This window comes from Sinomicrobium soli (assembly GCF_003285545.1).
Lineage (GTDB): Bacteria > Bacteroidota > Bacteroidia > Flavobacteriales > Flavobacteriaceae > Sinomicrobium.
In genome coordinates, this window is the sequence record NZ_QLNV01000014.1 from 1 (window position 1) to 16,385 (window position 16,385).

Sequence of the window (16,385 nt, forward strand, 5' to 3'; positions counted from 1 at the left end):
AAATTCTTCATCAAATCTGAACTAAATAATAATTATTTATCGAATTTAGCGGTGTCCTAAAAGAGGGAAGGCTACAATCGGAAAATCTTGAAAGATTAATTTCTGACGAAAATTATAAATATTTCGTTGAAAAATATTCCATTCATACGCTAAGTGAAGTTGAAAATTTGGATGATAAAAATCTATTCATTTATACACCTGAACGTTATTTGTCCTTTATCGAAAAAAGAGAGGGTGAAATAGATTTCAATTTCGCATTTGTTGACGAGGTGTACAAAATTGATAACGATTATATCATTGACGAAGAAGTTAGAGAAAATCAAAGAGATGTTGCTTACCGATTAGCAGTCTTTTATTCGTTAAAAAAAGATGTTGATACACTTTTAGCAGGTCCATATATTGAATTTTCAAAACCTAATGACGAAGTTTATAATCGTTCTTTTGATAGATTCTTAGAAAAGAATAAAATAGTATTGATTGATTATAATAACTATGAGATAGTAAACAAGACCTATAGTGATGTAAAAGGTAAAAAAAGTTATGTTTTGGATTACAATTTTGATTTGACATTTGAAAAAAGTTCGAAAAACGACAGACTTATTGAAATCTTAAATCAAATTTTTGACATTAATGAAAACACTGTAATTTATTGTTACTCGAGAAGTTCTGTAGAAGCCTATGCTAAGACAATAATAAATTCAGGATTACTAAACAACCACAGCAACGAAGGTTATGATGAATTCATAAATCATATATCTGAGAACTTCAACCAAGAATGGATATTAATAAATGCATTAAGAAAAGGGATTGGAATACATCACGGACTTGTACCTAAATATATTCAAAAAGAAACAGTTTCACTTTTTAACCAAGGATTACTAAAGGTGTTACTTTCAACAACAACAATTACCGAAGGAGTTAACACTTCTGCCAAAAATTTAATCGTCCTTCATAACCAAAAAGGGAATAAACCTTTAAAAAAGTTTGATGCTAAAAATATAGCTGGTCGAGCTGGTAGATTTTTACATCATTACAACGGTAGGGTTATAATCCTCAAAAACGATTTTATGAAAATAATACATTCTGAATCAGAAGGGATAAAACATAAAAATTATGATATAAATTCCCCAAAAGATGAAGTGGATTTATTCTATACTGACGAAGAATATCTAACTGAACACGATAAAACTAAAATAATGGATATTAACCAACTTCAACAGGATAGAAACATTCCAGATGAAGTATTTAATTTATATAAAGTTATAGGTAGGAAAGATAAAATTGAGATTTACGACAAAATTGCCTTATTAGGCAAAGCTGAATTAGAAGCTATTAAAAGGTTGATTAGATATATCAATTTTAGAATGGATATTGACTATGATGGATTTCAAATAATTCTTGACATTCTTGAATCACTAGTTAAAAACCAAAAGTTGAAATTTTTAATTGAATATAAAGGTCAAAATGGGGGTTATTCGACACTTACGCACTTGGTACATTTCTATTTACAAGGTGGTTTCAGAGGTTCTGTAAATTTTAAACTAGGCAAAGGGCTACCGGTTGATAAGGCTATTTCTGAAACTTCTGAATTTGTATATAGTACACTAAAATACCAAGTAGTCAAGTACCTAGGTGTTTTTAATATTATGTATAAATTCTTCATTTTTCAAAAGACAGGACAACCCATCGATGAAGTAAGTGGATTAGATAGATTATTAACAAAACTAGAATACAATGCATTTACGGAAAAAGGTAGAATTGCAAGTGATTTTGGAGTACCTTCTTCCATTATTGATTATTATGAAAATGAGGAAAGAAGTAATGAAATTAAAAATTCATTTGACAACTATGAATCGAGTATATTTAAGAAAGTCGAAAGAATAATTACTGAACAAAATACTGGTAGCAACAATGTATAAAAATAATAGCTGTTTAATTTTAGACATACAAAATCACCTGTCTATATAACCTAACTCTTATGAATACATCCGATGAACTCAATGTAGCACACAAGCTATACTCAAATCAGGATTACCCTAAAACAAGATCACTTTGGAACCTGATAACAAATGCATATAGAATAATAAAGAGTGTTTACATATTTACACATTTTGATGAGTATTGCAGACAACTTCGCTCGGATAAACAAGAAGACAAACAGGAGATTTACTGGAATGCTTCCTATTACGAAAAATTAATTGATTATATAAAAATTATAACAGCCTTTGAAACGCTGAACAAGGCTGTTTTGGTAAAAAAAGGAATACTCATTCATAAAATAGAGCACAGTAAGCTTAATAAGGAACTATATAAACAACAATCAGCGGGGAAACCAGTGAAAATATCCGATTTTTATCTAGACGGTTATCCGGAAATAACGGTACGCAGGAATATAACAGAGTTTAATGGTTTGGCAAAAAGTATGGCTACTATAAACTTTTCTCATACGCTTAATGAGGAATATCAGTCTGTACTTAATCTGGACAAAAAATTAGTGTATTACCTGAAGGAGATAAACTTAAAACGCAATAGGCTCCATTTATATACTGATTTTCATGGTGCTTTTTCTGTTGAACATCATATTGAAAAATGGAGATTTATTAAAGAAACTTCCATTTCGGTTATAAAAAAAGAAAAGGATAAAATTAATGAAGAATTAAAAGATTGTATTTAATTTAATCTTCCTGAAAAAGTGCACACAACTCAAAATTCAAATCCAAATAGAGTTCCTGACGCGTTCTTATCATTCAATTCAAGAACGATATCTTTTTGATCAAAATAAATTGGTTCATCCTTTTCATTAGTTGGTAAATCAGACTTTATAACAGATAAGAGGTATTGAATATCATAGGTTGATGTAACCTCATGTATTAGTTTTAACAACCTTATTTTTATACCGTTATCCTGTTGAGAAAGAACATCATCGTGATAAACAAATCTGAAATAAGATTCTTTATTGTAAGCTACCAATATAGCTAAGTCAAATACTACACAAAGGATTTTTTTATAAGTTCTTCCTTCATCTTTTGCCGTATCTTTAGAAAACTGATCTTTTGTTTTTATGGTAGGCGGCTTGAAATCAACATTATTGCTAGAGTTCAAGGACCAGGAAATATAAGTATCCTCGTCCATTACTTCATTAAAGAAGTTTGAAAACAAGGTTCTTACCAAATTGTATTTTTTGTTTTTTTCGGTATGGTTACTTATGTTTTTTAATTCTTTAACTGTATTTTCAATTTCTTTTTTTAACTCTTCTTTTTCGTTATTTAATTCTACAATTCTATCAATTATTCTTAAACGCTCCTTTAATTGAATTAATTCAGATTCAATTCTCGCTAATATTTTTTGATAATCTTTAAGCCTCCTGAAAGTATCTGTATCCGTCAGAAATCCCAATAAATTTTCTTTTTTGAGACTCAATTCTTTTAGATCAGCATTTATCTCATGTAATTGTTTACTCTTCTCCGCTATTGTTTTTTTTAAAAGTCTATTTCTGTCTTTCGTTAATTCTTCATTAAACTTGATAAGATCACTGTAATCTTTTTTTAAATCATCTGGAAAATAGACTTTTGACTCTTTAAAAACACGTTCTATCTTTGGAAGATCAAATGAAAAATTATTTTTAATTGAGTTTTGAAGTTTACTGATATCAAAATTTAGATTATATGACAAGCTATTGAGTTCAGAAATTTTATTCTCAATCTGATCAATCCCTTCTTCAATCAAATGCTTATCCTGCTCATAAAAATTGAGCTGGTCTATTTTGTTTTCTGCATCTTTAGCTTTGGATTCTTGTAATCCTATCTGAGCTATTATTTCATCTCTGTCGGCATCATTTACGGAAAAATCTTTTTTTAATTGCTTTATGTGATTATCAATCTCTTCTTGTTTATTGTTATTAATATATTTTTCTCTGAGAATTTTACCATCGAATCCCAGCAAATCAAACATAAAAGGCTTCCAATCAACATCTTTGCCTCCTTTAAACTTTGAAAGTCGGTAAACATCTTCATAATCAGGTTGCATACGAATGCAATAATTTATTGCCTTTCGATAATCATAAGGTTTGTTTTTAAAAAAGTCAAAGTTGAAGTAGAACTCAAGTATTTCCTTAGCAGCTTTAATCCCTAAATTTTCATATTCCCAATTGAGTGGAGGTATATAACCATTTATGGTCTGTTCATTTATACTAATAGATGTTTTAGTAGGAGTCTCTAGACTTCTTTTTATGGTTAGAAATTTTCCGGAATTCAAAAGAATTTCTAAATAGAATATGTGACTTTTAAATAATTGTTTTCCTTTCTCATCAATAGCTTTTAACAGAAAATTGGATTTGTCTATTTTTTTTATCAAAAGATAATCAATTAATTCAGCCAGTTTAGTTTTACCTAAATCATGAGAATTCTTTTTATCTTTCAAGTTAGTAACAACATCAGCATAGATTACATTTAATCCTCTGAGGTTAAACCTAACATTTTTAAACCTATCATCGTTGCAGTAAAGTTTACTAAGCTTCATTTGACTTAAAAGAATCTGTCGATTGTTCGTAATTTAACTTTCCTAATAAAAACAAGAAATTCAATGCATACGGGAAATTTATTTTTGCTTCTTCACCCAATACTTCAGTAACTTTTTTCAACAAAGTATCATATTGAATAGGATAAAAGGTATTTAATTCTGATAAAATAATAGAACTAATGTTTAGTACGGAGAACTCGGGATTGGTATGTCTGTCTGGTCTAATCATTTAATTCCTATTAAGCATTCATAATACATAAAATGCAATAGCTTATAAATATGTCTTTTTCCTCTTATTGTATTGCCATCTGATATTTTTTTATAGATGAATACAAAAACCTCTTCAAACAGTACAAAATTACTTCTTTTTATTTGGATCACGTTTCTTAATTCAGCAGCAATATCAAAATATTGCTCTTTTAAATCTTCATTTCTCGGATCAGATAAAAAGGATTCAATTTTATCGAAATCTTGAAGAGAATGAGATAAAATTTCATTTTCATAATATTCTTGTCCTAATTCATTTTTTTTATTCTTTTCTTCAATTTTTATTTTATCAAAATTAAATTTTACCCTGTTCACCTCTGCCTCCAAGTTTGTTTTGATTCTAGGTAATTCATTATGAAATTCTAAAATAATATTTTTGATATCATCTTCAGAAAACTCAAAAGGAATATGATTTAAATCCAACTGAAACTCAGAAATTATACTTTTGTTAGGTTTAATGTATTGGTCATTCAAAGTTTCTTTACCAATGATACAAACATTTTCAAGCCCTGAGTCTTTTTTAATTTTTTCTAATAATTTTTCTCCTGAAACACCCGAATATTTTCTATTGGTGAAAATTATATAACAATCTATTTCTCCGTTATCTTTTAGTTTTTTTACTTTTACAATTTCTTCATCAAGAATTTTCTTAAAATTACTGTCATTACAAGAAGCAATTGGGTTACTAGTATGTTTAGCCTGAATGATAAAATTTCCTTTCCAAGGAGATTTATCTGATGGAAATCTTGTAGCAGTTCCGGTGAATTTACCATCCCGGCCTCCATCCTTACCTTTCGCAAATGATATAGTAGCAATACCAAATAAAGATTGGCAAATTCTATTTACTAATTTTTCAAAAGTATCTTCATTAAGTATTTCTAATCTATAGTCCATTCAAAAATTTTGTCTTTGTGAATATACACAAATATAATTATACATCAATTTGCTTTAATAGTTATGAGTAAATACTAACCTAATCATTTTTTAGCCTAAAAATCATTACATGTCTCTTAATTAATTCATGTTTAGTATAATCTAAAAGAAAAACTTTTTTATACACATAAACATCTTTAAAGCTACTAAGTATAAATAAAACCCCCGCTCTTCGAAGTATTGCAAGCTCTGCGAACGTCTCCGACTTCGTAGCTTTACATCCATAACAGGGTTTATACGCTACACTCCTCTCTGAGGGGCTCCAACGCTATCTTTAGAAGCCTTCCCGATTCCGTGCCCTACAAAGTCTTGCAGCTGCTGTTTTGTGTAGCAATTGCCATAGAGTATGATACATACAATGGATAATCCAAGTGATTTGGAGAGACTGAGGGATTGCATAAAAATTCATAGTCTGCCATTATATTATTGATATTTTACTATATTTTTAAGCGTATTGCTACCTTTTTAGTGAAGTAGCAATGCACTCCCCCCTACTTTTGCCCGGAATGAGATTCTTTGTTTTTGGATGGTTTTTCTTGTTGGTTTTGTTGGTTGATTTTTTGGGAAAAATGATTGAGTTTACGGGAATCCACAAAGCAATTGTACAAACATTTATTTTCTTTATGGCAATATCTATTTACACACTGAACGAAATGAAACGTGCATTAAACGCTAGGATCATTAAACATCATGCCTATGCAAAAACAAGAGCTAATAGAAAATATTATTCTAAATGAAAATGCTTATTTCTTTTTGAAAGAAAGGGAAGGATTTATCAGTAAGCGGCTAATAAAAAGTACATTTAAAGATGCTTCACGAGAAAAAAAGGGAAATTTTCTTCTAAATGAACTAAAAATCAGACATCAAATAAACCAAAATGAGTTTGTCTACTATTCTATAGCAGTATTCAAATATGAAAAAAAGCCCACCTTTATAGATGATGCTGTAGAAGGATGGGAGGAAAGGAAATTAGCTTATATATGTTTAATTGATTTTAAAGATCATTTAGTAATAGCAAAAAGAAATATCTCCGGAATTAAGGATTTTTTGAAAATGTTCTTACCAATCGATTATAATGTATTGACCTCAATATTTACCAATGACGATACGACTTTCGAGAAATTATCAATGAATAACATGAATATTTCTGACAAGTCCATACGCCAAAAGAGTTTGGAATCCATAGACTTAAAGGAAAACCTGTCGACATTAGGGTTACAGAGTTATATTCTTAATAATTTAAGAGTCAATAATGAAGATGGTAAAACTTCTCTTTCTTTAAACTCATCAAGAATAAATAAATTCGGAACTAAAAACAATCTAGACACTTTCATTAATTGGTCTCATGAGATTATTAATCGGATTATAGCCTTTGAACCTAAATCAAGTTTTCTTTCTTCATTTGCTACCCCTCTAGATTATTCAGAGGAAAAGAATAATTTACAACCAATAGCAATTTTAATTACCTTATCCAAGCTATATGCTGATTTTGAAGATAACAGAATTGAAAGATGTTTTATAGTAAATGGCGAAAAAGAAAGGCCTGTCAATATTCTAAAAGTCTTAAATAACTTTGAACGTCTTTTAAAAATTGTGTCTGTAGAGGAAGGCGGTGTAATACAGTATAAAATTGAGAATAAATCTATCCATGATTTGCAGATATCACTCAATCCCAAATCCATAACACTTCGATCAAGAAAATTAGCTAATCTTTGTATTCAGCTATCAGAAGATGTTGTTTATCCTATACTTCACTATTTCAATTGGACCAATAGTTTTATTGTCACTTTTGATTCACCTGATTTGGTATATAGTAATAGAAAATTATTTAAAGACAGCAGACTCCTAAGCAATATAGATTCTTTTTTGAAAGTCTTCATTCCTTATCAAGAATTGGAACACGTCACATCCGAAAAAGGAGACTTCTTCGCTGAATCAACAGCTTTTACTGATGATTCCATTTTTGGGTTTGTAGAGAACACTTTTATGGTAGAGTCAGAATATTTCATTTGTGATGATTTAAGCAAAGAGTGGGCAGATCATATTGCATTAAATGAGGAAAGTATTACATTTTATCATTCAAAATATAAAGATTCTAGCTTTTCAGCTTCAGCCTTTCAAGACATAATAGGGCAAGCTCAAAAGAATTTAGGAAATCTTAGCCCTTCGGATAATCAATGGCCACTTAAACAAAACCATTGGTCAAAGACATATAGAAATAACCATATCCAAACCCGAATAACAAGACTAAGAAAAGGTAATGGTGTAGAAGAAGCAATCGAATACTGCAAAACGTTGAAAACATATCCGAACCTAAAAAAGAAAGTTATTTTAGTTATCAATTTCATCTCAAAAGCAGAACTCGAAGACAGACTTAATAAATTGAGGGATGCCGAAGATTTTGCTGAACGAAATGAAGTTATTCAGATACTTTGGTTTATTTCTTCTCTCGTTTCAAGTTGTTACGAAGTCGGAGCAGAGATTTACATTTGCTGTAAACCATAAAGGAAATTGACAACATTTTAATCCATAGTCGTAAAAGAATGGCAATCAACCTGAAAGAAATAAAAACCAAATCATTAAGTTTTATTAAAACACTAAACGATAAAATTTCCAACTCCAGTTTAGAACATTTTCAAACCATTGTTTTTAGCTCTTCGGAATTCAGGGATAAAAATACTTTAGGAGGTCCGGTAAAAAAGATAAAACAAAACGAGTATCCTCTAATCTATATTATCAGCATTCCCGATGATAAGGCCAGGAAAGAGCTCATAAGGAAATTTAAGTGCTTTAGGGAGAGTAATGACCTGAAAACAAAGAACGTCGATAGGGTCAATTTATCAAGATTCAACAGGGAAAACATAAATTCCAACACCATTTATGTAGGAAGTTCTACAACCGATTTCGTAACCAGAATAAAAAATCATTTAGGGATTATGGGGACAAGGGTTTATAGTCTTCATTTATGCAAATGGGATGAAGGTTTTAATTATAATGTAAACATCGAAACCTATGAAATCAAAACGACAAATAATGAAAAACTTGAAAGATTCGCTGTGGAAATCATTGAGCAGCAGATTTGGGATGAGTTAAGACCTGTGTTTGGGAAAAAGAGCGGGTTGTGATAATTGTTAACCGTTAAACTGTCATTAGCGAGTACCATTTTATTTTACAAACTGAGGAGAATAATTGTCTATGGAATACCTCAGATATATCAATCATAAGTATATTGATTAAATGCATATTACAAAATAGCAGTATATTTAATCTAATCATTATACACCGACTAACCAAAACCAACCAATGGAGGAAGATTATTTAGCATATTTCAAATATTCAGGAGAAGCTATCGAAAATGGTTATTTAGATTTGAGAAAATCGGCAGACGCCCTACTTGGAATTGATGAACTTTTTAGATATTTCCTTTATCGACAAAACCCTGATTTAGCAAAAATTGATTTTGAAATACCCGCACGGGTCAGGAAAGGGAGTTGGGAAGCGCTGATCCCGGAAAATATAGGAGAATGGCTTTATCTTATAATGGGAGGAGGTGCCACTACTTATACTGTGACAGCAGTAAAAGAAATGGCAAAATCTGATTTTAAGGATGTTGGTTTCAAAACCGTATTTAAAGGAATTATCAAATCAATTAAATGGTGTATTCAACTTGCAAAACACCTTGGAACTACTAGAAAGAAAACCTTTGAAAATGTGACTTTCAAAGAAGAAAACGGAGTTCAATTTATAGGAGTTCCCAATGAAAACGGAGAGCTATTATTTATTCCTAAAACCTATCTTGATTTATTTTCTCAATTACCATCAAATTTATTCTCGAAGATTGCAAAACCAATTGAACCAGATAGAGAGTTCGTGATAGATTTTGCCGATGACGAAAAAAATGACAGAGACGATGCAGATAAAGTTACCATAGGATATATCGATAAAGCAATTTTCTACCAGCCCGAGGAGGAAGATGAAATCTTGTTCCCAGAATTCGAACACGGCATGTATGTCGAAATCACCGGACATGTAACTCGTGGAAATGAAAACTCCAACACTATCGGATTTCAATATTTTGGACACATTTTAACCTGTTACCCGGAACATGGGAATATCAGCAAGGACAAAAATAAGTTATTTACAAATTGTACAATCAAAGGGTTCATTGACCGAAAAGATAAAAAAGGAGAGTATATAGAGAAAAGGCCAAGAATAAGGTTTTTAGAACTTGTTCCTATCAAAGGCGAAATGGACAGACAGCAAAAAATGTTCGAATAAACAGCATTTAAAATTTTGTGTATAGTTAATTATGCGAATTAGAACAGCTATCTAATTATCCTGTACAATCTATTACTTCACTATATTTATGGCTTGGCAGAAATACCAATAAAAAATGGCAAAGAAAAGAAGTGGACAAGCAGAATTTGTGAAATGGTTTGGGCCTTTACTAGATGCCTTACGGCATTTGGGAGGCTCTGGAAAGCCCAGAGAGGTTTCGGAGAAAATTGCCGAAAATCTCCATATTCCGGACAAAAAACTGGAAGAAGTTTTGAGTTCGGGACAAAACAAATTTCATAATCAGGTGGCTTGGGCCAGGCAGTACCTGGTTTGGGAAGGCTATTTAGATTCTTCCAAGCACGGTATTTGGGCTTTGACTCCCAAAGGAGAAGAGACGCAGCTTAACGAAAAACAGGCCAGGGAGATTTTCTTAAAATGGGTGGATATCCATAGAAAAGCCAGAAAAAATAAGTCCGAAAAAGAAATTATCAACGAACAGGAAGAAACGGAACCGGATGAAGCCCAAACCAGTAATAAAACGGATTTACTGGAAGTATTACAGAGTTTAACGCCCCACGGATTCGAGAAAATCTGCCAAAGGTTGTTACGGGAATCAGGATTTGAAAATGTAGTCGTCACCGGGCAATCTCACGATGGCGGTATTGACGGCTACGGTACTTTGGAGATGAACCCTTTTGTAAGTTTTAAAGTATTGTTTCAATGCAAGCGGTATAAAGGAACCGTTTCGAGAGCCCAGGTAGGCGATTTTAGAAACGCCATGATAGGAAGGGCCGAAAAAGGAATTATTATGACTACGGGTACTTTTTCATCCGATGCCGTCAGGGAAGCCAACAGAGACGGCGCCCCTCAGGTAGAACTGGTGGACGGGGAAAAACTTGTGGAGATGTTTCAGAAAGTAGAACTCGGGCTCACTCCCAAAATCATTTATGAAGTTGATTTGCCTTTTTTTGAGCCTTATATGGATACCGGGAAGAAAAAGTAAGGTTATCCAATTTTAATAATAATAGGTGTTTAGACATTCTCTATACTCTTTTAATACACATCATCCTCTTACCTTCTTTCTAAAAGAATCACACGATATTAAATCATGCCATTTTGCCCGCTCAACCCTATACAAAAGAGTTGTATTTTTTACTCTTGTATATTTCCTATTTGTCTATATTTAACAAATCATTTTTTAACAAATATCTTTATGAATAGGTTTGGAGAGCTTATCAGGACTAAAAGAGAGGAAAAAGAAATGCTACTCAGGCATTTATCTGCCGAATTGGATATTGACACAGCTTTGCTCAGCAAGATAGAAAGGGGTGAAAAAACCGCTAAACGGGAATATATTACATTGTTAGCAAAGATTTTTGAATTGGATTATAATCAATTATTTTCTTTATGGCTGGCTGATCAAATTTATAAATTAATAGAAAATGAAGATCTGGCGCTAGAAGCCTTAAAAATTGCTAAAAAAGAATTAAAACAATCTGTTATTAAATAAGAATGAATCAAGTACAACATAACGCCATTGTTAATTTCATCTGGAGTATTGCTGATGATGTGTTACGTGATGTCTATACACGTGGAAAATACAGAGATATAATATTACCGTTTACCGTACTGCGCAGACTGGATGCCATTTTGGAGCCTACAAAAGACAAAGTTTTGGAGATGCACCAAAAACTGAATGAAATGAAGATTGACAACCAATCTGCTCAATTGCGCAAAACCAGCGGTTATGTGTTTTACAATACCTCCAACTACACCTTCAAAAGGTTGCTTAACGAGCCGGGGAACATCCGCCAAAACTTAGAAACGTACCTAGATGGCTTTAGCAGCAATGTGCAGGACATCATCAGTAAGTTTAAGTTAAGAAACCAGTTGGAGACCTTAGAAGAAGGCAACATTACATTTCCGCTGATAGAAAAGTTCTGCTCAAGCACCATCAACCTAAGCCCGGTTCCGGTGACTGATAAAGACGGCAATGTGGTGATGGAAGGCTTGACCAATTTGGGTATGGGCTATGTGTTTGAAGAATTGATACGAAAGTTCAATGAGGAGAACAACGAGGAAGCGGGAGAACACTTTACCCCACGGGAGATTATTCGTTTAATGACCCACTTGATTTTTGAACCCCTCAAAGGAAAGATTAAAGACGGTACTTATCTGATTTACGACCCTGCTTGTGGTAGTGGTGGTATGCTTACAGAAGCAGAACACTTTGCCAAAAAACTTAACCCAAAAGCTACTTTCCACTTATACGGTCAGGAGGTAAACCCGGAAACTTATGCTATCTGTAAAGCAGACATGCTCATAAAAGATGAAGACCCGGAGAAGATTGCTTTCGGCTCTACTTTGAGCAAAGACGGCTTTCCTAACCTGCAATTTGATTTCATGATTAGTAACCCACCTTATGGGAAAACATGGAAAGTAGATAAAGATGCTATACTTGATAAAAAAGATATCATTGACCCTCGCTTCACAGTAGGCGTTCCTCGAGTAAATGACGGTCAATTACTGTTTGTCATGAACATTGTCTCCAAGCTAAAAACCAACAGCGAATTGGGTAGCAGGGCAGCAACTATTCATAATGGTTCGGCATTGTTTACAGGAGATGCAGGGCAAGGAGAAACCGAAATTCGCAAGTATCTTTTTGAGAATGATTTATTGGAAGCGGTAATTGCTCTGCCCAACGATTTGTTTTACAACACCGGCATTCCCACCTACATTTTTATCCTGAACAACAAGAAGGAGAAAATACGAAAAGGGAAACTGCAACTCATCAATGTTACCTCTGAGCAATTCTACAGCAAAATGCGCAAGCCATTGGGTAAAAAGCGGGTGGAGTTTAGCAAAGACCATATCCGCAAGATTACCGACCTGTTTTTGCACTTCGAGAACAACGAACATAGCATTATTCTCGATAATGAAGATTTTGGCTACAGCCAGATAACCGTGCACCGCCCGCAGCGTGATGAAGAAGGCCATATCATCAAGGATTCAAGAGGCAACCCCAAAAGCGATACTTCCTTAAAAGACAAGGAAAACATTCCTTTGAAGGATGATATTGATGCTTTTTTTGCCAAAGAGGTCACCCCTTTTGTGCCGGACCTGCCCGCCCAAAAGCCAATTTCAGGAGAGTTTTGTGTTTATGTATTGAAATGTGCGGATGGTTCATTCTATAAAGGCCAAACGAAAGATTTCCCAAGAAGAATGAAAGAACATGAAAATGGTGAGGTTAGTTGGACAGCAAAGAATTTGCCTGTTGAAATTATACATTGGGAAATATTTCAAACAAGAAAAGATGCCGTAGAGAGGGAAGATTATTTAAAGACGGGAAGAGGTAGAGATTGGCTAAAAAAACAATATGAAGATAAAAAATTAAAGTCTTTTGAACGGCAGGCGGGTGCCTGGTATAAAAAGAGCGAAACCAAAATTGGCTATGAAATAAACTTTGCCAAGTACTTCTACCAGCACAAAGCCCCAAGGAGTTTAGAGGAAATATCTGCCGATATTTTCAAGATTGAGGAAGAAACCGAGCATCTATTAAAAGAAATTGTTGAAGCGTAAATGGAGATGAAACATACATATAAAACGTATATACCTTGGATGCCTGAATTACCCTCTCATTGGAAATTGGAGAGAGTAAAGAATTATTTCAACTTCTCATGTGAAGTTGTTGGAGAAAACTACAATGATTTCAAAGTTCTTTCATTATCTGTAAAAGGCAATGGAGTAATTGTTCGAGATATGGAAAGTAGAAAAGGAAAACATTCACTTTCCATGGATAAATACATGATTATTCAACCCAACAGCATTGTACTTTGTCTTTTTGATATGGATGTAACACCACGGATTGTTGGACATTGTGAAAATGAAGGAATTATTACTTCTGCATACACCAACATTATACCCAAGAAAAATATTCATTCAAAATTCTACTACTATTTTTTCTTACAGCAAGATTATAATAAGTCTTTAATGGTACAAGGAACAGGAGTTCGGACAACTCTTACAAATAGCCAATTTGGTGCTGTTAAAATTCCTTTGCCCCCTTTAGAAGAGCAAATCGCCATTGCCAATTATTTAGACAGGCAATCCAAAAAAATAAAACACTTCATCCGGAAAAAGCAAGCTTTTATTGAGCTACTCAAAGAGCAACGGCAGGCGGTTATTAGCCGTGCAGTTACTAAAGGTATTAACCCCGACATAACCTTAAAGGATAGCGGCATTCAATGGTTGGGGGATATTCCTGAGCATTGGGAGGTAAGAAAATTAAGATACTGCGGGCAATGTCAAAATGGGCTAAATAAAGGAGGGGAATTTTTTGGAAAAGGCTTCCCCTTTTTCGGTTACGGAGATATATATAACAATGAGATTTTACCTCAAATCCCATCAGGTTTAGTCGAATCCACAGAAGAAGAACAAGCTAACTGTTCGGTTGAAAAAGGAGACGTTTTTTTTACACGAACATCAGAAATTGTAGATGAAATCGCCATCGCTTCGACTTGCCACCAAACAATTCCTAATGCAACTTTTTCAGGGTTTTTAATTCGTTTCAGACCTACAGAAAACCTTCTTTTTGAAGGTTATAGTACATACTACTTTAGAAATGAATTATTGCGAGAGTATTTCGTGAAGGAAATGAATATCATAACACGTGCTTCAATGAGTCAGGATTTATTGAAAAGCCTTCCAATTGTTTTGCCTCCAATCGAAGAACAAGTAATGATTTATAACTATATCAAAACTGAAACCGCCAAAATAGACCAGGCCATTGCGAAAGCAGAGAAAGAAATAGAACTCATCAAAGAGTATCGGGAAGCCATGATAGCCGAAGCGGTGTTGGGGAAGTTAAAAGTGTCTGAACTATGATTTTTAAAATGATTGTCTGAATACTATGATTAATGAAAAGTATAAATATTCCGATTTAACAGGCAAAATAATAGGCTGTGCGATGGAAGTGCATAAGCATTTAGGAAATGGCTTTCAAGAAGTCGTGTATCAAAGGGCATTGTCCATAGAGTTGAATATGCAAAACCTTTCTCACGTAAGAGAACAAGAAATGGATTTAAAATATAAAGGGTATGATATAGGAACAAGGCGAGTAGATTTTTTTATTGAAAACAGAATAATGTTAGAAATAAAAGCAGTAAAGGAATTGGAAGATGTGCATTTGGCTCAAGCCATCAATTATTTAGAAGCCTATGGTATGGAAATAGGTCTGCTAATCAATTTTGGTAATACTTCTTTACAGTTTAAAAGAGTAATGAAGCCCAATCAAAGTCCGTCAAAAAATCACATAAAATCATAGTTCAAGACAATGAATAGCAACAAGCCTGTAAAATCAAATAATGAGCTGAGTGAGTTCATTTTATACACTGCTCCTTCGGGTGAAGTGAAGGTGGAGATTTATGTGCAAAACGAAACCGTTTGGCTTACACAACAAAAAATAGCTGACCTCTTTGGGGTAGCCAAATCTACTATCAGTGAACATCTTAGCAATGTGTATGACAGTGGTGAGTTGGACAGGGAGGCAACTGTTCGGAAATTCCGAACAGTTCAAACAGAAGGCGACAGGGAGGTCGCCCGTAATTTAGAATATTACAACCTAGATGCCATTATTTCCGTGGGTTACCGGGTAAACTCTGCCAAGGCCACCCAATTCCGTATCTGGGCTACCAAAACCTTAAAAGAGTACATCATTAAAGGTTTCACCCTCGATGATGAACGCCTCAAGCAAGGCAAAACACTGTTTGGCAAAGATTATTTCAAAGAGTTATTGGAGCGTGTCCGCTCCATCCGTGCCAGCGAACGCAGAATTTACCAGCAGGTAACCGACATCTTTGCCGAGTGTAGCATCGATTACGACCCGCAATCGCCCATTACCAAAGAATTTTACGCCACGGTTCAAAACAAATTTCACTTTGCCATCACAGGCAAAACAGCAGCCGAAATCATTTTCTTGAAAGCCGACAGCAAAAAAGAAAACATGGGCTTAACCACCTGGAAAAATGCTCCCGAAGGCAGAATCCTAAAATCAGATACCAGCATTGCCAAAAACTACCTGCAGGAAAAAGAAATCAAACAACTGGAACGTACGGTAACCGGCTATTTTGATTATATAGAAGGGCTGATAGAACGAGAGAATACCTTCACGATGGAGCAGTTGGCATTGAGTGTCAACAAGTTCTTGGAATTTAATGAGTACAAAGTGTTAGAAGGCCCAGGCAAAAAGTCAAAAAAACAGGCCGAAAATAAAGCCCATGCCGAATACGACAAGTTTAACAAAACCCAGAAAATAGAATCCGATTTTGATAAAATGGTGAAGGGATTGAAGAAAGGAAAATCGAAAGACAAGTAGTAAATAGTACAACAGA

Annotated in this window: 14 protein-coding genes; 11 read left to right on the plus strand and 3 right to left on the minus strand. The window is 33.6% G+C overall.

Annotation, left to right across the window (positions count from 1 at the left end; all coding sequences use genetic code 11):
- Positions 1–167 precede the first annotated feature (167 nt).
- Positions 168–1,919 (plus strand): helicase-related protein, encoded by a 1,752-nt coding sequence (locus tag DN748_RS15165; protein WP_161554573.1) that lies wholly within the window; start codon positions 168–170, stop codon positions 1,917–1,919.
- 59 nt (positions 1,920–1,978) lie between these two features.
- Complete coding sequence (locus DN748_RS15170) at positions 1,979–2,674, plus strand: hypothetical protein (protein ID WP_112372686.1); 696 nt, start codon at positions 1,979–1,981, stop codon at positions 2,672–2,674.
- 29 nt (positions 2,675–2,703) lie between these two features.
- Here DN748_RS15170 and DN748_RS15175 read toward each other — a convergent pair whose 3' ends face one another.
- The 3 genes from DN748_RS15175 to DN748_RS15185 are packed head-to-tail and all read right to left on the minus strand — an operon-like array spanning position 2,704 to position 5,679.
- A complete protein-coding gene (locus DN748_RS15175) occupies positions 2,704–4,518 on the minus strand; it encodes a DUF2326 domain-containing protein (protein WP_112372687.1) in 1,815 nt (604 codons plus the stop codon).
- On the minus strand, positions 4,508–4,747 hold the full coding sequence (locus DN748_RS19440) for an ABC-three component system middle component 8 (protein ID WP_112372688.1): 240 nt from the start codon (positions 4,745–4,747) through the stop codon (positions 4,508–4,510). Before DN748_RS19440 ends, DN748_RS15175 begins: the two co-directional genes overlap by 11 nt.
- Positions 4,744–5,679, minus strand: a complete 936-nt coding sequence (locus tag DN748_RS15185; RefSeq protein ID WP_112372689.1) for an ABC-three component system protein — start codon at positions 5,677–5,679, stop codon at positions 4,744–4,746. The genes DN748_RS19440 and DN748_RS15185 overlap by 4 nt, the downstream gene beginning before the upstream one ends.
- Before the next feature lie 735 nt (positions 5,680–6,414).
- Here DN748_RS15185 and DN748_RS15190 point away from each other — a divergent pair.
- The 9 genes from DN748_RS15190 (at position 6,415) to DN748_RS15230 (ending at position 16,369) form a co-directional block, all read left to right on the plus strand.
- Positions 6,415–8,223 carry a hypothetical protein gene (locus DN748_RS15190; RefSeq protein ID WP_112372690.1) on the plus strand — a complete coding sequence of 603 codons (1,809 nt, stop codon included), beginning with the start codon at positions 6,415–6,417 and terminating at the stop codon, positions 8,221–8,223.
- A 38-nt stretch (positions 8,224–8,261) separates the two neighbouring features.
- Positions 8,262–8,843, plus strand: a complete 582-nt coding sequence (locus DN748_RS15195) for a hypothetical protein (RefSeq protein ID WP_112372691.1) — start codon at positions 8,262–8,264, stop codon at positions 8,841–8,843.
- A 178-nt stretch (positions 8,844–9,021) separates the two neighbouring features.
- Positions 9,022–9,996 carry a hypothetical protein gene (locus tag DN748_RS15200; protein ID WP_112372692.1) on the plus strand — a complete coding sequence of 325 codons (975 nt, stop codon included), beginning with the start codon at positions 9,022–9,024 and terminating at the stop codon, positions 9,994–9,996.
- Between the two features lie 115 nt (positions 9,997–10,111).
- Positions 10,112–10,999, plus strand: a complete 888-nt coding sequence (locus DN748_RS15205; RefSeq protein WP_112372693.1) for a restriction endonuclease — start codon at positions 10,112–10,114, stop codon at positions 10,997–10,999.
- Positions 11,000–11,209: 210 nt separating this feature from the next.
- Positions 11,210–11,506 (plus strand): helix-turn-helix domain-containing protein, encoded by a 297-nt coding sequence (locus DN748_RS15210; RefSeq protein ID WP_112372694.1) that lies wholly within the window; start codon positions 11,210–11,212, stop codon positions 11,504–11,506.
- A gap of 2 nt (positions 11,507–11,508) precedes the next feature.
- Complete coding sequence (locus DN748_RS15215) at positions 11,509–13,575, plus strand: N-6 DNA methylase (RefSeq protein ID WP_161554574.1); 2,067 nt, start codon at positions 11,509–11,511, stop codon at positions 13,573–13,575.
- 6 nt (positions 13,576–13,581) lie between these two features.
- Positions 13,582–14,880, plus strand: a complete 1,299-nt coding sequence (locus tag DN748_RS15220; protein ID WP_161554575.1) for a restriction endonuclease subunit S — start codon at positions 13,582–13,584, stop codon at positions 14,878–14,880.
- A gap of 25 nt (positions 14,881–14,905) precedes the next feature.
- Positions 14,906–15,319 carry a GxxExxY protein gene (locus tag DN748_RS15225; protein ID WP_112372696.1) on the plus strand — a complete coding sequence of 138 codons (414 nt, stop codon included), beginning with the start codon at positions 14,906–14,908 and terminating at the stop codon, positions 15,317–15,319.
- Between the two features lie 9 nt (positions 15,320–15,328).
- Positions 15,329–16,369 (plus strand): virulence RhuM family protein, encoded by a 1,041-nt coding sequence (locus DN748_RS15230; RefSeq protein ID WP_112372697.1) that lies wholly within the window; start codon positions 15,329–15,331, stop codon positions 16,367–16,369.
- The last annotated feature ends 16 nt before the right edge of the window (positions 16,370–16,385 follow it).

Excerpts from the sequence above, each read along its gene's own strand:
- DN748_RS15170 (WP_112372686.1), top strand. The coding sequence starts at position 1,979 with ATGAATACATCCGATGAACTCAATGTAGCACACAAGCTATACTCAAAT.
- DN748_RS15175 (WP_112372687.1), bottom strand. The coding sequence starts at position 4,518 with ATGAAGCTTAGTAAACTTTACTGCAACGATGATAGGTTTAAAAATGTT.
- DN748_RS19440 (WP_112372688.1), bottom strand. The coding sequence starts at position 4,747 with ATGATTAGACCAGACAGACATACCAATCCCGAGTTCTCCGTACTAAAC.
- DN748_RS15185 (WP_112372689.1), bottom strand. The coding sequence starts at position 5,679 with ATGGACTATAGATTAGAAATACTTAATGAAGATACTTTTGAAAAATTA.
- DN748_RS15190 (WP_112372690.1), top strand. The coding sequence starts at position 6,415 with ATGCAAAAACAAGAGCTAATAGAAAATATTATTCTAAATGAAAATGCT.
- DN748_RS15195 (WP_112372691.1), top strand. The coding sequence starts at position 8,262 with ATGGCAATCAACCTGAAAGAAATAAAAACCAAATCATTAAGTTTTATT.
- DN748_RS15200 (WP_112372692.1), top strand. The coding sequence starts at position 9,022 with ATGGAGGAAGATTATTTAGCATATTTCAAATATTCAGGAGAAGCTATC.
- DN748_RS15205 (WP_112372693.1), top strand. The coding sequence starts at position 10,112 with ATGGCAAAGAAAAGAAGTGGACAAGCAGAATTTGTGAAATGGTTTGGG.
- DN748_RS15210 (WP_112372694.1), top strand. The coding sequence starts at position 11,210 with ATGAATAGGTTTGGAGAGCTTATCAGGACTAAAAGAGAGGAAAAAGAA.
- DN748_RS15215 (WP_161554574.1), top strand. The coding sequence starts at position 11,509 with ATGAATCAAGTACAACATAACGCCATTGTTAATTTCATCTGGAGTATT.
- DN748_RS15220 (WP_161554575.1), top strand. The coding sequence starts at position 13,582 with ATGAAACATACATATAAAACGTATATACCTTGGATGCCTGAATTACCC.
- DN748_RS15225 (WP_112372696.1), top strand. The coding sequence starts at position 14,906 with ATGATTAATGAAAAGTATAAATATTCCGATTTAACAGGCAAAATAATA.
- DN748_RS15230 (WP_112372697.1), top strand. The coding sequence starts at position 15,329 with ATGAATAGCAACAAGCCTGTAAAATCAAATAATGAGCTGAGTGAGTTC.